Annotated in this window: 10 protein-coding genes; 8 read left to right on the forward strand and 2 right to left on the reverse strand. The window is 66.7% G+C overall.

The genetic code is table 11. The features are described 5' to 3' along the window. Positions 1-22: 22 nt before the first annotated feature. Positions 23-10,552 carry a LysM peptidoglycan-binding domain-containing protein gene (locus tag O0879_RS04625; protein WP_289914971.1) on the forward strand — a complete coding sequence of 3,510 codons (10,530 nt, stop codon included), beginning with the start codon at positions 23-25 and terminating at the stop codon, positions 10,550-10,552. 15 nt (positions 10,553-10,567) lie between these two features. On the opposite strand, the gene O0879_RS04630 is transcribed toward O0879_RS04625, so the two are convergent. Continuing rightward, on the reverse strand, positions 10,568-11,518 hold the full coding sequence (locus O0879_RS04630; protein ID WP_289914972.1) for a 2-hydroxyacid dehydrogenase: 951 nt from the start codon (positions 11,516-11,518) through the stop codon (positions 10,568-10,570). A gap of 111 nt (positions 11,519-11,629) precedes the next feature. Then, positions 11,630-12,319, reverse strand: coding sequence for a hypothetical protein (locus tag O0879_RS04635; RefSeq protein WP_289914973.1), 690 nt, complete (start codon positions 12,317-12,319; stop codon positions 11,630-11,632). A gap of 234 nt (positions 12,320-12,553) precedes the next feature. Here O0879_RS04635 and O0879_RS04640 point away from each other — a divergent pair, with 234 nt between their 5' ends. From O0879_RS04640 to O0879_RS04670, 7 genes are all read left to right on the forward strand, one after another. Beyond that, entirely contained in the window at positions 12,554-14,755 is a 2,202-nt protein-coding gene (locus tag O0879_RS04640; protein ID WP_289914974.1) for a TonB-dependent receptor, read from the forward strand. A gap of 99 nt (positions 14,756-14,854) precedes the next feature. Continuing rightward, positions 14,855-15,730 (forward strand): hypothetical protein, encoded by an 876-nt coding sequence (locus O0879_RS04645; RefSeq protein ID WP_289914975.1) that lies wholly within the window; start codon positions 14,855-14,857, stop codon positions 15,728-15,730. Between the two features lie 68 nt (positions 15,731-15,798). Beyond that, positions 15,799-16,956, forward strand: a complete 1,158-nt coding sequence (locus O0879_RS04650; RefSeq protein WP_289914976.1) for a HAMP domain-containing sensor histidine kinase — start codon at positions 15,799-15,801, stop codon at positions 16,954-16,956. A 128-nt stretch (positions 16,957-17,084) separates the two neighbouring features. Beyond that, positions 17,085-18,539, forward strand: a complete 1,455-nt coding sequence (locus O0879_RS04655; RefSeq protein ID WP_099668036.1) for a circularly permuted type 2 ATP-grasp protein — start codon at positions 17,085-17,087, stop codon at positions 18,537-18,539. Further along, a complete protein-coding gene (locus O0879_RS04660) occupies positions 18,533-19,477 on the forward strand; it encodes an alpha-E domain-containing protein (protein WP_034787425.1) in 945 nt (314 codons plus the stop codon). Before O0879_RS04655 ends, O0879_RS04660 begins: the two co-directional genes overlap by 7 nt. Continuing rightward, positions 19,477-20,286, forward strand: coding sequence for a transglutaminase family protein (locus O0879_RS04665; RefSeq protein WP_289914977.1), 810 nt, complete (start codon positions 19,477-19,479; stop codon positions 20,284-20,286). Before O0879_RS04660 ends, O0879_RS04665 begins: the two co-directional genes overlap by 1 nt. A 91-nt stretch (positions 20,287-20,377) precedes the next feature. Further along, positions 20,378-21,256, forward strand: coding sequence for a peptidase (locus O0879_RS04670; protein ID WP_077404313.1), 879 nt, complete (start codon positions 20,378-20,380; stop codon positions 21,254-21,256). Positions 21,257-21,336 lie beyond the last annotated feature (80 nt).

The raw sequence follows: 21,336 nt of genomic DNA on the forward strand, positions 1-21,336 counted from the left end.
CTGATTCAAGGAGCAAGTTCGTATGGCCACCACCGATACCGCGCTGGAAAACCTGCAGCAAGCCATCGTCAACGCCGCCAGTAGTGGCCCGTTCGCCCTCGATGCCGCCTTCCTGGAAGCGGGCCTGGCCGACCCGGACGTCGCGCCGCCCGAAAAATTCGACGCCATCATCGGCCAGGCATTCCAGATCGACGCGGCGCAGTTCCTGATCAGCTGCGCGGCAGCCGACGTGGGCGCCGTGAGCGACGGCGTGTTTACGGTCAGCAAGGCGAGCCTGCCCTTCATCGGCGGACTGCTGCAAACCCCGGCCACGCTGGTGTTTTCCACGCAACCTGCCGCCGCGCGCACGCCGGGCGAGGACGGGGACGACGAAGGGGATGACGCGGCCGTGCTGGTGGTGCAGGTGGCCGCCAGTCCCGCCGACTGGAACTGGGACAGCAGCTTTCCCTTCATGGGCGGCTGGCCGTTCAGCGAGTTGCCGCTGTCGGGCGCGCTGCTGGTGTTTTCCAGCGCCGACGGCGTCTATCCATGGGGCGGCGACAGCGCGCTGTCCGTCACGGGCGGCGCCAAGCAGAACCTCAGCGCCAGTGTGGCCCTGCCCGCCTTCGTGACGCCGTTTCTGGAACTGTTTTCCGACCTGGCGGCGCCGCCGGGCAAGCTGCAGATCGGCGGCTACCTGGACATGGCGCTGTACGACGGCAAGACGTTCGAACTGGGCGGCCTGATGCCCAGCGGCGTGCTGTCGGCCACGCTAAGCGAGCTCGACTGCACGTTCGCCGGCTACCTGCGTGTGGCGGCGCCCAGCCTGACCGTGACGATCCCGCCGCCCGTCGACGCGCCGCCGCCCGACGCCCTGCTGCTCGACGGCGGCATGCAGCTGCTGCTGCGCGGCGCCGGCGAAGCGGACGACGAGGAAGCGGCCGACGGCGACCAGGCCGCCACGCTGGCCCTGACGGCCACGCTCAGCGTGGAAGGCGCCGGCGCCGCCGACTACACGCTGTCGCTGCTGCTGCAGCCATCGAACGCCGACGGCGACGGCAACTACGCGGTCAGCCTGGAAGCGGGCAGCGACGGGCCGCCCCTCAGTCCCGCCGCCGCCATCGGCCTGATCGGCGGCGGCGCCAGCTATTTCCGCGCCACCCCGGCCGTGCTGCAGGAGTTCCTGACGTCGTTCGGCCTCGGCGGCATGACCATCAGCGGCAGCATCCCGCCCAAGGCGGCGCCCACGGTGGACCAGGTCACGCTGCAGCTGCGCAGCGTGCGCGATCTCAGCTGGCAGCCCATCCCGGCGCCCACGCCCGCGCTGAGCTTTACCATCACCTCGTTCTTCCTCGACTGGACGGCTTACCAGCCGCTGGCGAGCAAGGCCAGCGGCAAGTCGCGCTATGAATACCTGTTCGGCACCACCTTCACCCTGTTGCCCACGGTATTTCGCAACCTCGACGGCACGCCGGGCGGCGAATTCGACGTGCAGTTCAACTCGGCGCAGCTGTTCCAGGCCAGCTTTCCCGGCAAGGCCACGCTGTCGGACTTCCTGTCCGTCGTCTCGAACGGCCTCGTCAGCCTGCCCGACAGCATCCAGGCCGAGGTGTCGAATATCGCGCTGAGCATAGACGGCGCGGCCCAGTCCTTCGCGTTTTCCAGCGACTACGCCATCAGCCTGTCCTTCCTGACGGTGGGCGGCGCGCCCATCCTGAGCATTTCGGATGGCCAGATCAGCCTGTCGGGCATCAGCGCCACGGTGGCCGCGGACAAGCAGGAAGGCGCGCTGGCCCTTGTCGAGGCCGGCAAGGCGGGCGCCGGCACGGCCTGGGCCGGTTCCATTTCCGGCTTGCTGGGCGTGGGCGCCAGCCTGCAGGCGGCCGTCAGCGTGGCTTACAGCAGCCAGGAAACGCCGCCCCGCTGGACCCTCTCCGCCTCGCTCGCGCAAGAACTCGACGTGGGCGAGATGATCAAGCAATTCTTTGCCGCCGGCGGCATCTATGATTTCCCGGTCTTCTTGCCGGGCAACCTGAAGATTTCCGCGTTCGCCATCGACGCGGTCATTCCCAGCGGCAAGCCCAGCACGGACCTGGCCACCAGCTACACGGTCGACACCACCTTTACCTGGCTGTTCTTGCTTGGCCAGCAACAGATCGGCTTGCAGAAAGCCACGCTCTCGGTGCAGTATGACGGCGCCAAGCCGGCCGCGCAGCAATTCTCGGGCAAGGCCGATGCCGTATGGATCTATACCGCCATCAATCTGAAGCTGGGCTTCGGCTATGCGTTCCAGCCGACGGACAAGGGGCCGAACCACACGCTGTACGTGAGCTGGGAAGGCTTCACGGCAACCTATACCAGCGGCAACGAGATGCTCAGCTTCACCCTGGCGGGCTGGTCCCTGGGCAGCCTGATCCAGGCGCTCGTGCGCACGCTGGGCGATCCGTATTTCGTGCTGCCGTCGCCGTGGGACTTGCTGAACCAGGTCACGCTGGACGGCCTGTCCGTCAACGTGTCGCTGAAAACCGGCGAAAAGAACCGCCTCAGCGCCACCTACACGCTCAGTTCACCCCTCAACCTGGGCTTCATCGTCATCCGCAGCATCGTCTTCAAGCGCAATACGGACGGCAAGGTGACCCTGGCGCTGGACGCCACCGTGCCGCCATTGCTCAAAGGCAGCATGGGCGACTTGCTGGACCCGGACAAGGGACAGGATGTGGAAGAGATGCCCAGCGTGCCGGGCGCCGGTTCCAGCTATTTCAAGGTCTTCCTGCTGATGCTGGGCCAGCGCGTGGCCATCAACGGCGCGTCCGACTTCAGCTCGACCAAGGCCGTCATCGATGCGCTGGCGGGCGTGCCGCCCACCACGGGCAAGAACAATCCCGTCAACCCGGGCAGCGGCGTGCACGGCCAGCCGTATTACCAGCCGGACAGCAACTGGCTGATCGCCGCGCATTTCGGCGTGCTGCAGACGGCCGGCGTGTGGGCCGTCGACGTCCAGATCGTCTTCAACGATCCCAACCTGTACGGCTTGCGCCTGACCCTGGGCAGCCCCAAGATGGGCGGCCTGGCCGGCCTGGTGGTCGATATCCTGTACAAGAAAATCAGCGACGACGTGGGCCTGTTCCAGATCGACTTCACCTTCCCCGACAGCATCCGCAACCTGAACTTCGGCGCCGTCAGCGTGGTGCTGCCGATGATAGGCATCAAGATCTACACGAATGGCGATTTCCTGATCGACATCGGTTTTCCCTACAATATGGACTTTACGCGCTCGTTCAGCTTCAGCGCCATCGTCTACGGCGTTCCGGTGCTGGGCTCGGGCGGCGTGTATTTCGGCAAGCTGTCGGGCGCGACGGCGACGCAGGTGCCGAAAACGGATCTCGGGTATTTCAATCCCGTCATCGTCTTCGGCCTGGGCCTGCAGCTGGGCCTGGGCTACAACTTCGTCAAGGGGCCGCTGAAAGCCGGCTTCGCGCTGACCGTGTTCGGCATCATCGAAGGCGTGATCGCCACCTACCATCCGTACGACCGCAGCAACGCCGTCGCGCTGGCCAACGCGGGCGCGTCCGGCAGCGTCCAGGAAAGCAGCTACTTCAAGCTGACGGGCACGTTCGGCGTGATCGGCATGCTGTACGGCGAAGTGGACTTGAAGATCATCAGCGCTTCGCTGCTCGTCAATATCACCGTGTCGGTACAGATCGGCTACGAATCCTACCGCGCTATCCCCCTGTCCGTGACGGCCTCGGTGCGCATCAGCCTGCGCGTCAAGATCGACCTGGGCATCTTCAGCTTCACCATTTCCGTAGGATTTTCCGCCACCGTCAGCGCGCAATTCCGCATCGGCGACGACAGCCGCGCGCCGTGGGACGGCGGCGGCGCGCTGCGCCTGGACAGCCTGGCGCGCGGCCGCGCGCGCACCCTGCCGATGGAATTGCAGGCCGCCATGCTGCGCGCCGGGCCGCGCCGCCAGCCGCGACGCGTGCTGCGCACCGATGCCAAGCCGGTGCTGCAACTGGTGACGGCGCCGCAATTCACGGTGCTGGCGCCGCAGGGCGCCACGGCCAGCAGCGCGCAGCAAGGCGCGTTCGTCTGCCTGTTCGCCATGGATGCGCCGGACCCGGCCGCTGGCGGCGCGGGCACCGGCACGACCTCGTTCGACCTGCTGTGCAAGGCGTATTTCCCGTGGCTGCTCGACGCCCTGCAGCCGGCGGTGCGGGCCGACGCCGAGGCGCTGGACCTGGCTGCCGCCGCGACCGCCAGCGTCACGCTGGCGCAGCTGGTGGCGGGCATCCAGGTGCTGGCCGACCCCGCCATGCAGCCATTCGGCATGGGCGACCTGCTGCACTTCCTCGCCGACAGCTTCATCGTGAACATCAGCGCGCCGGGAGCCAATATGGACGGCGCCACGCTCTTCCCGCTGTTCGACGGGCTGCGGCTGGACGTCCCCGACCCGCAAGGCGGCGCCGGCACGCAAGCGATCGACCTCGAAACCTACGCAACGGCGACGGAACAGTACCGCAGCACGGTGGCCGGCGTGCTGCGCCAGGTGGCCGCCAAGGTGGGCAAGGCGCCCGCCAAGCCCGCGCTGCTGGCGCAGGACGACGCCGAGCCCGAATCGATGGCAGCCTTCATCTTCGTCGACGTCTTCAGCCTGATCGGCCGCGCGCTGCTGCAATCGGCCATCGATGCCTTCGACAATTACAGCTATGCGCTGCAGCCGGGCGACAGCATCGCCGGCATCGTCGCCGCCTTCAACCGGGCCGGCAACGCCATCGACGCGGACGACGTGTCGCTGCCGAATGCCGCGTATCCGCTGAACGGCGCGCTGCCGCTGCAGGTCGGCGGCCTGTCCGCCGTGATCCAGGCCGGCGATACGCTGGCGGCCATCGCCGCCCGCTACACGGATCCGGCCGGCGCCGGCGGGCGCTGGCACACCACCGCGGCCCAGCTCATCGGCGCGAATGCCGAGCCGCGCGCGCTGCGCACGGGCGTGACGCTGGTCTTCGACTTCGGCGCCGGTGCCGTCAGCCACGTCACCGCGCCCGGCGACAGCTTCGGCGCCATCGCCGCCGCGCTGGGCGTGCCGCTGGCCACCCTGGCGCAGCAGGCATCGCTGTATGCGCGCGCCGACCTGCTGCTGCCGACGGCCATTCTCGCCGTGCCGCCGCTGGCCTATGCATCCGCCGCCGGCGATACCCTGGCCGGCATCGCCAGCCGCTTCGCCGCCACGACGGCCGCGCTGGGGCGCGACAATGCCGGCGTCGCCGATCTGTTCGCCGCGGCCCCCGGCCGGCTGGCCATCGCCCACCTCGACGCCTTGCCGCTGGAGCAGCTGTGGAGCGGCGTGCAGGCGAGCGGCGCCGTGGCCCAGGCCGCCGGTCAGGTCGCGCGCTTCATCACCTATGGCTTGCGCCTGCCGGTGGCGGCGGGCCTGAGCCTGTCGCCATCCTTCCTGTATAGCAAGACGCAGACCGACTACGCGCTGTATCAGCTGACGGGCCAGCAATTCCCCACGCCCGCCAGCGCCGCCGGCGGCTACCGCATCGGCCTGGGACGCAATGCCGTTTCGCATGGCGTCGCCCTCGATTTCATCACCTTCGCCGGCGCGCCCGGCACCAGCCTGCCCATCGACCTGGGCGCCGCATACGGCTTGCTGTCGGGCGTGCTGGCGTATGCGCAGGCGGGCCACTTCGTGCCGTCGCCTGCGCTGCACATCCTGCCGCTGGCGTCCTTGCAGCCGCGGCAGTTCCCTGCGGCAGGCTACGCCGCCTGGATCACCGCCGACCTGGCGCGCCTGACGGCCGTGACGTCCGGCGCCGCGCCAGGGGCGCGCGCCGCCGCCAGCCAGGCCGCGCCCGCGCCGTATCTGTGGCAATTGCCCGACGCCATGCTGGCCAGCATCACCCAGCGCCAGGATACGCTGCAGACGCTGTACCCCCAGGCGCCATACGCGGACATACTGGCCCTGATGCCCGCCTATCGTCCCCGCATCGGCAACACGCCGCCCAACAGCAGCAGCACGGTGTTCCAGGACTTGAGCGGCTATGCCTATGCCACGCGCGTGGACTTCCAAATCACGCGCATGCCGGCCGCCACCGTGGCCACCAACGACGCCAGCGGCACCGCGCTGGCCAGCGCCGCCACCCTGGCCCACGTATACGAGCTGGTGGGACCGTCGGCCGCCGATGCACAGCGCCTGGAATACTTGCTGAGCGGCATGGCCGCCGTGGGCGAAACCCTGGTGGCCGGCCTGTTCCTGCTGTACAGCGAAGGCGGAAGCGACCAGGTGGCGCTGACGGGCCAGGCCGATGCCGACTACCTGTGCTTCCTGACGCAAACCAATCTGTCCACGGAAAGCCATCCACCGGCCAGCCGCATGCTGCTGGACGCGGCGGGGACGGTCTTGCCGCGCGGCATAGCCAACAGCCCCTCGCAATTCATCAAGCTGCTGTGGGAGCAATCGGTGGTGCGCGGCGGCGGCTACTATCTGTATTTCGAGGACATGGTGTCGGGCGCCGGCTTGCCCCCATCCGTCTTCGACGCCACGGGCACGGCCACGCTGACCCTGGTGGTGCCGCTGGCGCGCCAGGCGGCGGGCGCCGCCGACACCGTGCCGAACTTCGTCAACGCCCTGCTGACGACGCAAGCGATCGATCCGCAGCAGGACGTGCTGGTGTTCGAGTCGCTGAGCAAGCCGGCCAAGAGCCAGCCTTTGGCCCTGGCGGCCACGCGCACCTTGAGCGCCGTGGCCGCCACGTACGGCATGGGCGTGGGACAGCTGGCGCGGCAAAACGCCGTGCGGCCGCTGCGCGCCGGCGCCAGCGTGCCCGTGGCCGGCATCCTGCACCAGCTGAACCAGCAAGACATGGCCGCGCCCGCGCAAGCGCTGGAGCAGCTGGCCGCGTACTACTCGGCCGGCGCCACCCCGCTGAGCGCGGCGCAGATCGCCGCCTACAATCCCGGCGTGACGGTGGCGCTGGGCGCGACCATGCGCATTCCTCCGCTCGTCTACCGCGTGCCCGCCGCCTCTGGCGGTCCCGGCAATACCTTCGCCGCCCTGGCTGCCTACTACGGGCTGTCGGTGGACGCCCTGGCCCTGGGCGCGGCCGACACCGAAGGCCTGTACGCCGATGGCGCCGTGCTCGACGTCGACAGCCTGGCCCTCGATGCGCAAGCGACCTTGGCGCCGGGCAACCTGTCGTTCCAGCTCAAGCGCACCAACGACGGCGTGCCCGTGCTGCCGCCCGATCCCACGCCGCAGCAACAGCAGCAATATGCGCAAGCGACCCTGTCCGCGCTGTACAACACGCTGTCGGCCGGCCTGGGCCGCAACCCGTTTTTCCTGCCCAGTCCCTACAGCCTGCCTTTCGGACCGCAAGACCATGCGAACGACAGCGACGGCGGCGACGATGGCGAAACTCACCGCCGGCGCTATGCGGCCGCGGCCCTGGCCGATTACGACTACCGCCAGGCACTGGGCTACCTGGGCAACAACAGCCAGGGACGGCCGTTCGCCACGCTCAATGCGGCGCCGGCCAATCCGCCGGCCGGCCTGCCGCCCGCCGCCGACAATCCCTACCTGGGCGTGGGCGGCCATGCGTCGCTGGCCCTGCGCTGGCAAGACCTGTTCGGCAACACCACCGTCACGCCGTTCGAGGCGCCGCCGGCCGGCTACACGGGTGCGCTGGACCAGGCCCCCGCCCCGCTGCGCTACACGGATCGCCTGCTGGGCCTGTCCGCCTGGCCGAAAGTCCAGGCCAGCTACCTGTATGGCACGGATGCGGGCGGCGCGCCCGCGCTGCTGCTGACCTTGCGCATGGATGGCCTGGCCTACGCCACGCCAGCCGACGCGGCGCAAGACTTGTCTTTTTATCAACGCCTGTACTTCCAGCTGCACCAGGACTATACGGGCCTGGGCGTGCCCGGACTGAGCGGCAATGCGGTGAGCATTTCCCTCAGCAACTCGCTCTTGGCCACGCCGCTGCAGCCGCTGGACGAGGCCCGGTCGCGCCAGGTGCGCGACTTCGCCGCCGCCTGCGCCATCTACTTGCAAGCCCTGGCCAACGGCGGCAGTGCCACGGCGCCCGCCGCCACGCTGCCGGTGCCGGTGCCGCTGGCGCAACTGGCCAGCGCCAACCGCATCGCGCTCGACGTGGCGCTGGTGCTGACGCGCCAGGCCATCCTGCTCGATCCCGCGCTGGCGGCCCTGCCGGACGGCGCCAGCGTGGTCAGCGCCGTGCTGCCTCAGGCGGACACGAATGGCGGCGCGTCCAGTTTCACCACGTTTGCCAAGGCGCTCGAAGCGTGCCTGAAGACGCCGCAATGGTCGATGCGCGCGGGCGCGGGGCTGACGCGCATAGGCAGCGCCGGACAGCAGACGCAGCAGTTGTTCGCCGTGCGTTTCAGCGACACGCCGGGCCAGGGCATCCATTTCCGCCTGGGCCAGCAAGCCAGCTACTACGCGCCGTTGCCCGTCGCCAATTCGCTGGAAAGCCGCACGGTCAGCATCGACGCCTATCCGACCAATACGCCGCATGCGCTGACGCTCAATAGCGTCGACCTGAACCTGTGGCTGCAAAGCTGTCTCGACGCCATCGACAAGTTCCTCTCGGCCACCTATGCGCCGCCCGCCTACATCCTCGATCGCCTCAACGGCGTCACCGATCCGCTGCAGAGCGGCCAGCTGGGCCTCGTACTCAAGGCGAAACAGACGCTGGCCGACGTCATCAGCGCCACGGTCAGCCCCGTGCTCAGCAGCAGCGCCGGGGACGAAGCCACGCGCGTCAGCGCGGCCGCCACCATGCGGCAGCAGCTGCTGACCACCCTGGGGCCGGCCTTTGCCGCCGGCGCCGTGGTGGTGTACGGCGTGGACCAGGTCACGGGCGCGGACGACGAAGACGAGGGCGCGCCGCCAGCGCTGTACGGCCAGCCCGCCGCCGCAGGCACAGCCGACGGCGCGGCCGGCGACGGCAACCAGAACTACACCTTGTTCCCGACCCGGCTGCCGCTGCAAGACACGGCCGCGCAGGACCAGAGCCGGCTGTCATTCAACTTCATCTCGAAGAATGTCGAAGGCCAGGCCTATGTGCCGCTGGACTTGCGCTATCAGATCACGCACATGGAATTCGACCAGCGCCCCGTGCCCGGCATCGAAAACTACCTGCAAAGCCAGTGGCTGCTGTTCATCACCGGTCCGTTCGAGGTACCGCTGGGCAATGGCACGCAGTATATCCCCGTGCTGAACCGCGCCCTGCCCGTGCCGCCCACGGTCAACCGGCAGACCGCCACCGCGTCCGCCGCGCCGCAGGGCGGCCGCATGCGCTTGGCCGCCGGTGGCTTGCAGCCGGCCCAGCTGGCCCAGTGGGATTACGGTTTCAGCTACACCTACCGCCAGGCGGCGCAGGATGCCGTGCACGTCAGCGTCGTGCTCAACGTGCCGTCGCAGGTTGCCAGACTGTCCGCGGCGACCGGTCCCGACCTGTTCACGGCGCTGGCCGCCTTCGTCAGCAACTATCCGCTGATCTCGGCCGACCTCGACGCCTTCCTCGCGCCCCTCGACGGCAAGCAGGACACGCCCGATAGTATCGCCAAGGCAACACTGGCCACCACCGCCTTCCAGCAGCTGGTGACCCAGGTGGCGGCCAGCTATGGCCAGCATTTCGGCACGGCGCGGCTGGCGGCGGCGCAAGGCGAGGCCAGCGTGGCCGTGGAATTCGACGCGCGCCTGGAAGACCATGGCGGCGACGCCTGGTATGCGCTGCTCAATGTCACCGTCGGCGGCGTGCCCGCCACCTACGACCCGCTGTCCGGCACCCTGAGCAACGGCACCGTCAGCGTGCCCGTGCCCGTGCTCGACATCGACGCGCAGCAGTACCGGGCCACGCCGGCCACGCCCACGCCGCCCGATGCGCTGCTGGCCTACCGCTACGCGGCCATCGCCGCCGACGCGCCCGACCTGTCGTTTGCCGCCGCGCTGGCCAATACCGGCCGCGAGGTGCGCATGCCGGGGCTGAACGTGATGGTGTACAAGAATGCCCAGGCTTCGCTGTACGTTCAGCGCAACCGCTACCTGTGCCCGCCCAGCCAGACGCAGGTGTCGACCATGCACGCCTTCCTGTACCAGACGCCGGTCGTCAAGTTCAGCGACCCCATCCTGCCACGCCTGAGCTGGCAAGGCTATGATTTGCGGCAAGTCGCACCGGTGGGCGGCAGCGACGTGGCGGCCTACATGCGAGGCTTCTTCAACGCCCTCTTCACGGGCGCCTCGGGCAGCGTGCGCATCGCCATGGATGGCAGCTATTCCTACAGCGTGATGCCGGCCGTGGCGGGCTTTCCCCGCACTTCGCTGCCGGTCAGCCTGCTGCCGGCCGTGCTCGCGCCCATCGATGCGGCCCAGCCTCCCGCCGCGCCCATGGCCCTGGTGGCCCAGGTGCAGCAATGGTATGACGCGCAGCAGCCGACCACGGATGGCGGCGCCGCCATGGATTTCCGCCTGAACTTCTTTACGGACGGCGCGCCCGAGCAACTGCTGCTGTCGCTCGAAGACGTGCGCTGGGTGGTGCGGCCTTGACGCGGCGGCGCAGCGTCAAGGCACGGGCGTGAGCAGCGGCAAGCCGGCAAAGTGGGCTTGCAGATTGTCCAGCACCAGCTGGCCCATGGCGTGCCGCGTTTCCACGGTCAGGCTGCCCACGTGCGGCGTGAGCACCACGTTCGGCAAGGCGCGCAAGGCGGCTGGCACGCGCGGTTCGTCCGCAAACACGTCGAGGCCGGCCGCGCCAAGGCGGCCATCCTGCAAGGCGGCGATCAGCGCGTCTTCGTCGATCAGCGCGCCGCGGGCGATATTGATCAGCGTGCCTTGCGGGCCGAGCGCGTCGAGCACGCTGCGCTCGACGATCTTGCGCGTGGCCGGCGTGCCCGGCGCGCAGACGATCAGATAGTCGCTTTCCTGCGCCAGGGCCAGCAGCGATGCGGCGCGCGGCGCGCTCGCGCCGGGAATGGCGCGCGGCTGGAAGTAGCGCACCTTGACGCCAAACGCGGCCAGGCGCAGCGCGATGGCTTGCCCGATCTGGCCGAAACCGAAGATGCCGGCCGTCTTGCCGCGCAGGCTGGATGCGGGGACGATGGCCTCGCGGCGTTCCCAGCCGCCGTCGCGCACGAAACGGTCGAGCGCCACGATGTGCCGCGCGCTGGCCAGCAGCAAGGCCAGCGCCACGTCGGCCACGTCATCGGTCAGCACGTTCGGCGTGGTGGTGACGGCGATGCCCCGTTCGCGCGCCACGTCCAGCGCCACGCCGTCGAGGCCCACGCCATTGACGGCGACGATTTCCAGCTTCGGCAGCAAGGCCATGTCGGCGGCATTCAAGCCCAGCGCGCCCGTCGTGACGACCCCGCGGATGGCCGAAGCGCGCTGGGCCAGCCAGGCGTGGCGCTCGTTCGCCGGCACTTGCCAGGCGTGGTGGCAGGTGTAGTGCTGGTCGAGCTGCGCGTTGACGGCAGCCGAAGGGCTGGGAGCGAGGATGAGGAGTTCGGGGAGCATGGGCGTCCAGGTTGGTGTCGACAGGATTAGCAGACGCAACTTAGCATATTTGGGAACCAGCCGGGGCTGAGCGCCCCGTATGCCGTGAAAACCGTGTACTGCGCAGAAACTTTAGCCCGGGCAAGGCACGCGTTTGACCTTGCCGCCCGTCCTGGCCGGGTCGGCGCCCGAGCCCGGATTCTCGGCCATGCCAAAGCACGTGGCGCCGCCGGCGCTGACGACGCGCGTGGCGGGCCGGCCGTCGGCCGTCAGGTAGTCCTCCACGCGGATGACGGGGCCGCCGCGCCAGGCGGAGGCGACCAGTTTCTGGAAGCTGCTTTCGCTTTTGAGGTCGGCAGCGGCCAGCCACGGCTGGTCTTGCCTGCGTTCGCCGCGCAGGGCCTTGTCGGCGGCGCCCGCCGCCAGCCGGGCGCGCGTGAGCAAGTCGGCCGTGGCAGGCGCCGTGGCTGGCGCGGCGGGAAATTCCTCGGCCGGTACGGTGATCGCTTCGGCCGCCACGGGCGGCGGCGCGAAGAAGACGGGCGGCGCGGCGGGCGGCGCAACAGCCCGCACGCGCGGCGCAGGAACCGGCATGGGCATCGGCAAGGCCATCGGCGGCGTCTGCGGCAGCGCACGGGGCGGCAGCAAGGTCATGAACGCCACTTCCGTGTATTGCTTGAGTTGCCGCGCCGGCAGGAGCAGGAAATACAGGCCCAGCACGTGCATGGCCAGGATCAGCGCAACGGCCGCGCCTTTCAGGCTCAAGCCGTCCCGTATGCGCATGCGCATGGAAGCGGACGGTAAATGGCGAAGTAATGGCATGCGGTGTCCTGTGGGCGCGGGGCGCGATGGCATATTTTAGCGAAACTTGAATATGCGCATTAATAAATCCACAAGGTATCGCCTGGCGCGCCTTTTTCCGCCAGATTCCAGCACCCTGGCCTGCCCGGTGTTGTACGAATGGCGACTTTTTTGCTCGCTTTCTCACACTTTCCCACGCGCTGCGCCACGCTGGAATATAATGATAATCATTCTCATTAATATCCAGATAACTCCATGCGCACCTTCCACCTCGTCCCTACCCCGTTCGCCCTGGCCGCCTTCCTGCTGGCCAGCGCCGCCGCCCACGCCCAAGCCACCGCGCCGGCCGGCGACGCGCAAACCATGCCCACGGTAGTCGTCAATGCCTCGGCCGATGCGTCGGCGGAAGGCCTGTCGAAGGCGTATGCGGGTGGCCAGGTGGCGCGCGGCGGGCGCATGGGCATCCTCGGTGCCGTGGACATGATGGATTCGCCATTCGGCAGCACCAGTTACACGCAGCAATTCATTGCCGACCAGCAAGCGCGCAGCGTGGGCGACTTGCTGCAGAGCGATCCGGCCGTGCGCATGTCGCGCGGCTATGGCAATTTCCAGGAAGTGTATGTGATCCGCGGCTTCGCCCTCGATTCCGACGACGTGGCGTACAACGGCCTGTACGGCGTGCTGCCCCGTCAATATGTCTCGCCGGAATTGCTCGAGCGCGTGGAAGTGTTCCGTGGCGCCAGCGCCTTCCTGAATGGCGCGGCGCCGGGCGGCAGCGGCATCGGCGGCGCCATCAACCTGATGCCCAAGCGCGCCGGCAATGCGCCGCTGACGGAATTGACGGTGGGCGTGGAATCGGGCGGCCACGCCTATGCAGCCATCGACGTGGCGCGCCGCTTTGGCGAGCGCCAGGAATTCGGCGTGCGCGTCAACGCCGCCAAGCGCCAGGGCGAGACCGGCATCCAGCGCGAAGACCACGACGTGGGCATGTTCTCAGTCGGCCTCGACTACCGCGGCAGCGGCTACCGCCTGTCGGCCGACGCCGGCTACCAGAATTTCGACCTGACATCGCCGCGCCCGTCCGTCGGCATTGGCAGCGTGGCCGTGCTGCCATCCGCACCCGATGCGTCGAAGAACTTTGCCCAGCCGTGGAGCTATTCCAAGGAACACGATGTGTTCGGCACGGCGCGCGCCGAAGTGGATCTGGCCAAGGATGTCGTGGCCTGGGCCGCATTTGGCTCCCGCTCGACCAAGGAAGCCAACAGCCTGGCCGAGCCGACGTTGACTTCGATCAATGGCGACGCCACGGTGTCGCGCTTCGACAATGCCCGCAAGCAAGAAATCCGCACGGGCGAACTGGGCATTCGCGGCAAGCTCGTTACGGGCGCCGTCAAGCACACCCTGGTGGCCAGCTGGTCCGGGCACTGGAATGAAGCGAAGAACGCGTATGCGATCGGCGACAAGTTTGCCACCAACATTTACGCCCCGGTCAACGTGACGGCGCCGCCGGCGCCCTACACGGGCGGCATCATGAGCGACCCGCGCATCACCCAGAAAACCATCCTCAACAGCTACGCCCTGGCCGACACCATGGCCTTCCTCGACGACAAGCTGCTGCTGACCGTGGGCTTGCGCCGCCAGCAGATCAAGGATGCCGGTTACGACTACAACACCTCGGCGCCGCAAGGCAAGGCCTATGACGAAAGCGCCACGACGCCCGTGGCCGGCATCGTCTTCAAGGCCAGCAAGGACGTGTCGCTGTACGCCAACTACATCGAGGCGCTGGTCAAGGGACCGGCGGCCACGGGAACGTATCTGGAAAACGGCCAGCAGGTCAATGTCGACAACATGGGCGAGGTGTTTGCGCCGTATAAATCGAAGCAGAAGGAAATCGGCGTCAAGTACGACGGCGGCAAGCTGGGCATGAGCGCGGCCCTGTTCACGACAAGCAAGCCTTTGCTGGCCGTGCTCGGCAAGCGGGCCGAACTTAATGGCGAGCAACGCAACCGCGGCCTGGAATTATCGATTTTCGGCACGCCGATGCAGGGCGTGCGCCTGCTGGGCGGCTTGACCTGGCTCGATGCAAAGCTCAGCAATACCGGCGTGGCCGCCAACAATGGCAAGAAACCCATCGGCGCACCGGAAACGCAGATGAGCGTGGGCGGCGAATGGGACGTGCCCGGCGCGCCAGGCCTGACCCTGAACGCCCGCACTATCTACACCTCGACGCAATATGCGGACCTGGCCAACACCCGGCAACTGCCATCGTGGACCCGCCTCGACATCGGCGCGCGCTACCTGACGCAAGTGGCGGGCCGTGACGTGACCTTGCGCGCCCGCGTGGACAACGCGACGGACCGCAATTACTGGTCGTCGGCCGTGTCGTCCTTCAACATCGGCTCGCTGGTGCTGGCCGCGCCGCGCACCGTGGTCGTGTCGGCCAGCGTGGCGTTTTAAAGACCGCGCACCTGTCGCACGATGAAAAGCTGCCTTCGGGCAGCTTTTTTTATGTGTGTGCGCCTGTGCCGCAAGGCGCGCTTCGGCGACAATGCCGACATGAAACGACTCCCTGCCCTGCTGCTTTTGCTTTGCCTGTCCCTGCCGGCCCTTGCCCAAAAACAAGCCGCCTGCCCGTATGCCGCCTGGAAAAGCGGCTTCAAGGGCGATGCGCTGGCGCAAGCCACGTGCCTGCTGCGTCCCGTCAAACTGTATGCGCGCCTGGGCGACAGCGCGCCGCTGCCGGACTTCCTTGCCACCCGCATCGGCCAGCGCGCGGGCATCGCGCCGGCCCGCCTGCGCGCCTGGCTGGCGGAACAGGGTATCGCCGAGGCGGACGTGGGCGGCGCCGTCGATGCGCCCCTGTCGCGCGCCGTGGGCCGGCTGGCAGCGCCGATGGCGCGCTATTTCGTCATCCACGACACCAGCTACCCGAATTTCTTGTTAGAAACCATTCCCGACCACATCAACGACGCCAGCTGGGATTTCAACGACTTCAGCCTGCGCAATCCGGCGCTGGGCGGCGGTCCGAAGGGCCATGTCTACGTGAACCGCCTGGGCGGCTCGCTGCAGGTGCGCGATTTCGGCACGGCCAGTTATGCCAGCAAGCTGGAAAAGGACAAGCCTTCGCTGACGGGCCTGTTCCTGCACGTGGAACTGGTGCAGCCGCGCAACTCCGTGCCCGGCGGCGGCAAGGGCAACGATGGCCTGGCGCCCGATCCCGGCTTTACGCCTGCGCAATACGACCGCCTGGCCCTGCTGTACATCGCCGCCAGCGTGCGCAAGGGAACGTGGCTGATTCCCGCCTTCCACGCCGTGCTCGATACAGGGTTTGCGAATGGTCATGATGACCCACAGAACTTTTCGCTGACCGAGTGGTCAGCCTCGCTTTCCCGCCTGTATGCGGCCTTGCGCCAGGCCGATACTGGACAATAAAGCGTTTCCCCGCCGGCTGATTAGGCGCATACTATTGCAAGCATAGTCACTGCGGTCAGGGAGGCCAGGTGAGCATCAGCACGGATCATCATGCGGGTCGCCAGGTTGGCGCGCACCAGCCATTGCAGCGCGCGCAGCGCATCTTCGCCATGCGCGACGCCGTCCTCGAGGCCTGGGAACAGCGCGTGCGCGCCAGCGTGCGCGGCGCGGACCAGCTGCTCACGCCCATACTCATCAATACCTTGCCGGCCTTTTTCGACAACCTGGCCGAAGCCCTCACCCCCGGCCACCCGCGCGACAACGCCGCCAGCAACAGCAACGTGCCGGCCGTGCATGGCAACGAACGGGCGCGCATGACCAATTACGGCCCGGAACAGGTGATCCAGGAATACCAGATCTTCCGCGACTGCTTCGCCGCCACTGCGCATGAGTCCGGCATCACCCTGCGCAGCAAGGATTGGCAAGTGATCAACAAGTCGATCGATGTGGGCATCCGCGAATCGATACGCGAATTTACCAGCATGCACGAAAGCTTCCGGCGTCGCGTCGCGGCCGGCCTGTCGCACGACATGCGCAATCCCCTGGCCGTCATCAGCACCAGCGCCCAGCTGCTGTTCAGGCCAGCCGACCCGGAACGGGTGGTATTGCTGGCGCACAAGATTGTCGAGCACAGCAAGCGGCTCGACAGCATGATCGAGGAATTGCTCGATGGCCTCAGCTACCACCAGGGCCAGCAGCTGCCGCTGGTGCTGAGCCAATTCGACGTGCTGCCGCTGGTACACGCCGTGGCCGGCCAGGTCAACTTGCAGCGGCCGGACAAATGCCGGGTCAGCGGGCAAGCCGTCACCGGCTGGTGGTGCGAGAACTCGCTGCGGCGGGCGCTGGAAAACCTGCTCGGCAATGCCCTCAAGTATGGCGACGACACGCCCATCAGTGTGCACGTGGAAGCGGTCCACGAACGCCTGATCGTCACCGTCCACAATGGCGGCCAGGCCATCGCGCCGGAACAGGCCGCACGCATCTTCGACTACTTGCGCCGCGAAAACGACAACCCCGCGCCAGGCTGGGGCATCGGCCTGCCCTTCGTGCAAAGCGTGGCGGAAAGCCACGGCGGCAGCATCGCCGTCGACAGCGCGTCCGAAACAGGCACCAGCTTCATCTTCGACGTGCCCGTCGATTGCCGCCCCTTCGTCCCGTCCGCCGACGTCCCCAAGAGTGGCGCCTAGTGCACTGAATTGGTGCAAGGAATGGCGCGACGCCACAAAAGTGGTCATATTTACACCTGTTCACGCCCGCCCTGTTGGCACGCTTCCTGCTGAGCTATACCCAGACACGGCTCAAGGGAAATCACAACATGGCAAATTTTTTCAATGAAATGACTGCAAATGAAGTGGGTACGGACAGCAAGGTACGTGAACACTATCGTGAATTCAGCAATTGGCTGGAACAGCAATCGCCCGAGACCATCGCCCGCAAGCGGGCCGAAGCCGACCTCACGTTCCGGAGGGTCGGCATCACGTTCGCCGTCTACGGCGACGATGCCGGCACGGAACGCCTGATTCCGTTCGACACCATCCCCCGCATCATCCCCGCCGCCGAATGGGCGCAGATGCAGACGGGCCTGGTGCAGCGCGTGCAAGCCTTGAACATGTTCATCCATGATATTTATCATGAGCAAAACATCATCAAGGCGGGCATCATTCCCGCCGAGCAAATCTACAAGAATGCCCAGTACCGCCCGGAAATGCAGGGCATTTCCGTCGCTTCCGACATCTACGCCCACATCGCGGGCGTCGACATCGTGCGCGCCGGCCAGGGCGAATTCTATGTACTGGAAGACAATTTGCGCGTGCCCTCCGGCGTGTCCTACATGCTGGAAGACCGCAAGATGATGATGCGGCTGTTCCCGGAACTGTTCGCGCGCAACCGCATCGCCCCCGTCGACCATTACCCGGACATGCTGCTCGACAACCTGCGTTCCGTCGCGCCCATGGGCGTGGACGACCCGACGGTCGTCGTCATGACGCCCGGCATGTACAACTCCGCCTACTTCGAGCATGCGTTTTTGGCCCAGCAAATGGGCGTGGAACTGGTCGAAGGCAAGGATTTGTTTGTCAACGATAATTCCGTATACATGCGCACGACGCGCGGGCCGAAGAGGGTCGACGTCATCTACCGCCGGGTGGACGACGATTTCCTCGACCCGCTGGCCTTCCGTTCCGACTCCTCGCTGGGCGTGCCAGGCCTGCTCTCCGTCTACCGCGCAGGCCGCGTGACCCTGGCGAACGCCATCGGCACGGGCGTGGCCGACGACAAGTCGATCTATCCTTTTGTGCCCGACATGATCAAGTTTTACTTGTCGCAGGAACCGATCCTCAACAACGTACCCACGTACCAATGCCGCAAACCGGCCGATTTGTCCTACGTGCTGGCGAATTTGCCGACACTGGTGGTCAAGGAAGTGCATGGCGCGGGCGGCTACGGCATGCTGGTGGGGCCGGCGTCCAGCCTGGCGCAGATCGAGGATTTCCGCCAGCGCCTGCTGGCCAATCCGGGCGGCTACATCGCCCAGCCGACACTTGCCCTGTCCGCCTGCCCCACGTATGTCGAGGCCGGCATTGCGCCGCGCCACATCGATTTGCGGCCGTTCGTGCTGTCCGGCAAGACAATTTCCATGGTGCCGGGCGGCCTGACCCGCGTGGCGCTCGGTGAAGGCTCGCTGGTGGTCAATTCCTCGCAAGGGGGCGGCACCAAGGATACCTGGGTATTGGAAGCCACATCCGCTTTTGCAGGAGAGAAAACATGCTGAGCCGCACCGCCGATCATTTATTCTGGATGGCCCGCTACACGGAGCGGGCGGAAAACACGGCGCGCATGCTCGACGTCAACATGCAGACATCGATGCTGCCCCAGTCCGAGCAGGACGCGGAACAAGGCTGGCGCGCCACCTTGGGCATTTCCGAGCTGCAAAGCGCGTACGACCACAAATATGGCCGCTTCCACACGCGCGACGTGCTCGATTTCATGGTGCGCGACCCGAACAACCCGTCTTCCATCCTGGCCTGCCTGACGGGTGCGCGCGAAAATGCCCGCGCCGTACGGGGCACCTTGACGACGGAAGTGTGGGAAATCCAGAACGCCACCTGGCTCGACATGCAAAAGCGCCTGAAGAGCAATCTGCTGGAAACGGACCCCAGCCAGTTCTTCGAATGGGTGAAATACCGCTCGCACCTGTCGCGCGGCGTGACCCTGGGCACCATGCTCAAGGATGAAGCCATCCACTTCATCCGCCTGGGCACCTTCCTGGAGCGGGCCGACAACACGGCGCGCATCCTCGACGTGAAGTTCCACGGCGCGCGCGACACGTCGAAAGACATCACCCAGCGCGATTTCTACTACTGGGCGGCCCTGTTGCGCTCCGTGTCCGGCTTCGAAATCTACCGCAAGGTCTACCGCGACGTGATCACGCCGGCACGGGTGGCGGAATTGCTGATGCTGCGCGGCGACATGCCCAGGTCGCTCTTGGCCTGCATGGATGACGTGGTGGAAAACCTGAAACATATCCGCAACGACGTGTCGGCCGATACGGAGCGTTTCGCCGGCAAACTGCATGCGGAGCTGAAATTCGGCCATATCGACGACATCATGAAGGCGGGCTTGCACCATACATTGACGGAATTTCTGGAAAACATCTATGACCTGGGCAACCGGGTCAGCCGCGACTTCCTCGTTCCCTTGGCGGCCTGATGCAGCTCACTATCCGCCACGAAACCCATTACGCCTATAGTGCGCCGCTGGCCTACACCATCCAGCAGCTGCACCTGACGCCGCGTATCGAGCCGCAGCAGCGCGCCCTGTCCTGGCATATTTCCACGCCGGGCCAGTGCCACGCCTACACGGATGCCTACGGCAATCTGTCGCACATGCTGACGATTAACGGCAGCCATCAGTCGCTGAGCCTGGTGGCGCACGGCGTGGTGGAAACCATCTACCCGCACAAGGGACGGCTGAACCTGCTCGATACCCTGTCGCCGCTGTTGTTTACCATGCCGACGCCGCTGACCCAGGCCAACCCCGCCATCCTCGAACTGACGGCCGCCAGCCTGCCGGACCGCCGCGTGACGGCCGGCACGGGCCATTTGCTGCGCCTTGCCGAGCACATCGTCGGCAAGGTGGCGTATGAAAGCGGCGCCACCATGGTCACCACCACGGCCGGCGACGCCCTGGCCCTGGGGCGCGGCGTGTGCCAGGACCACGCCCATTTGTTCCTCGCGTGCTGCCACGCCTGGGGCATCCCCGCCCGCTATGTGTCCGGCTATATCGATCCGGGCACGACGGGCCACGCGGCCAGCCATGCCTGGGTCGACGCTTGGGCGGAAGACGCGGATTTCGCGGGCTGGGTCAGCATCGACGTCACGCATGCGCGGCTGATGACGGATGCGTATTGCCGCCTGGCCATCGGACGCGACTACGATTCGGCCGCGCCCGTGCGGGGCGTGCGCCAGGGTGGCGGCACGGAAACATTACGAGTCGATGTGCAGATCGTGCCCGTGTAAACGGACAGGAATGAGGCTGGCCGGGCCTTGCAGGCGGTAGACCGGGCCCGGCTGGTGTAAAATGCTTCCCCTTTTGATTTGATTTACGACGATGACTTATTGCATAGGCATGCGCCTGAACGAAGGCCTGGTCTTCCTGTCCGACTCCCGCACCAACGCCGGCGTGGACCAGGTGGGCACCTTCCGCAAGATGAGCGTGTTCGAAAACCCGGGCGACCGCATGCTGGTCTTGATGACGGCCGGCAATTTGTCGATCTCGCAGGCGATCCGCCAGATCGTGTCCGAACACGTGGATGCGGACGGGCGCAGCATCTGGAACGTGGCCAGCATGTACGACGCGGCCCGCATCGTGGGCGAAGCCGTGCGCACCGTGCACCTGCGCGAAGCGAAGGCGCTGGCCGACTGCGGCATCGATTTCAATGTCAGCATCATTCTTGGGGGCCAGATAGGCGCCGAGCGCTGCCGCTTGTTCCAGGTGTATTCGGCCGGCAATTTCATCGAATCGCACGATGAAAACACGTATTTCCAGATCGGCGAAGCGAAATACGGCAAGCCCATCATCGATCGGGTCATCAATCCATTCACGCGCCTGGACGAGGCGGCCAAGTGCGCGCTCATTTCCATGGATTCCACCCTGCGCTCGAACATTTCCGTCGGCTTGCCGCTGGACTTGCTCGTCTACGAGACGGGCAGCCTGGCCGTCACGCGCTTCGTCACCATCGATGAAAAGAACCAGTATTTCCGCATGATCCGCGATACGTGGGGCGAACAATTGAAGCATGTGTTCGAAGGCATCGTCGATCCCGTGTGGAATGCGGCGCCGGAAACCACGACCAACGTATTATCGTCGTCCAACATGCAAAGCAAGCCCGTGCGCGTGGCCATCCCCGAGCACGTGAGCCGCGGCGGCCTGACCGTGGCGCCCCTGCAATCCCTGGCGCAGCAGTTCAGCGACGACAAGCAGCATTGACCGTTGACAGGTCCGCTGCGCGGGTCGCTGGACAAGTCGCTTTCCGCGTGCTTTTATGGCAATATGGGTTGACATTCAAT

The sequence above is a fragment of the Janthinobacterium sp. SUN120 genome (assembly GCF_030397735.1).
Classification (GTDB): domain Bacteria; phylum Pseudomonadota; class Gammaproteobacteria; order Burkholderiales; family Burkholderiaceae_D; genus Janthinobacterium; species Janthinobacterium kumbetense.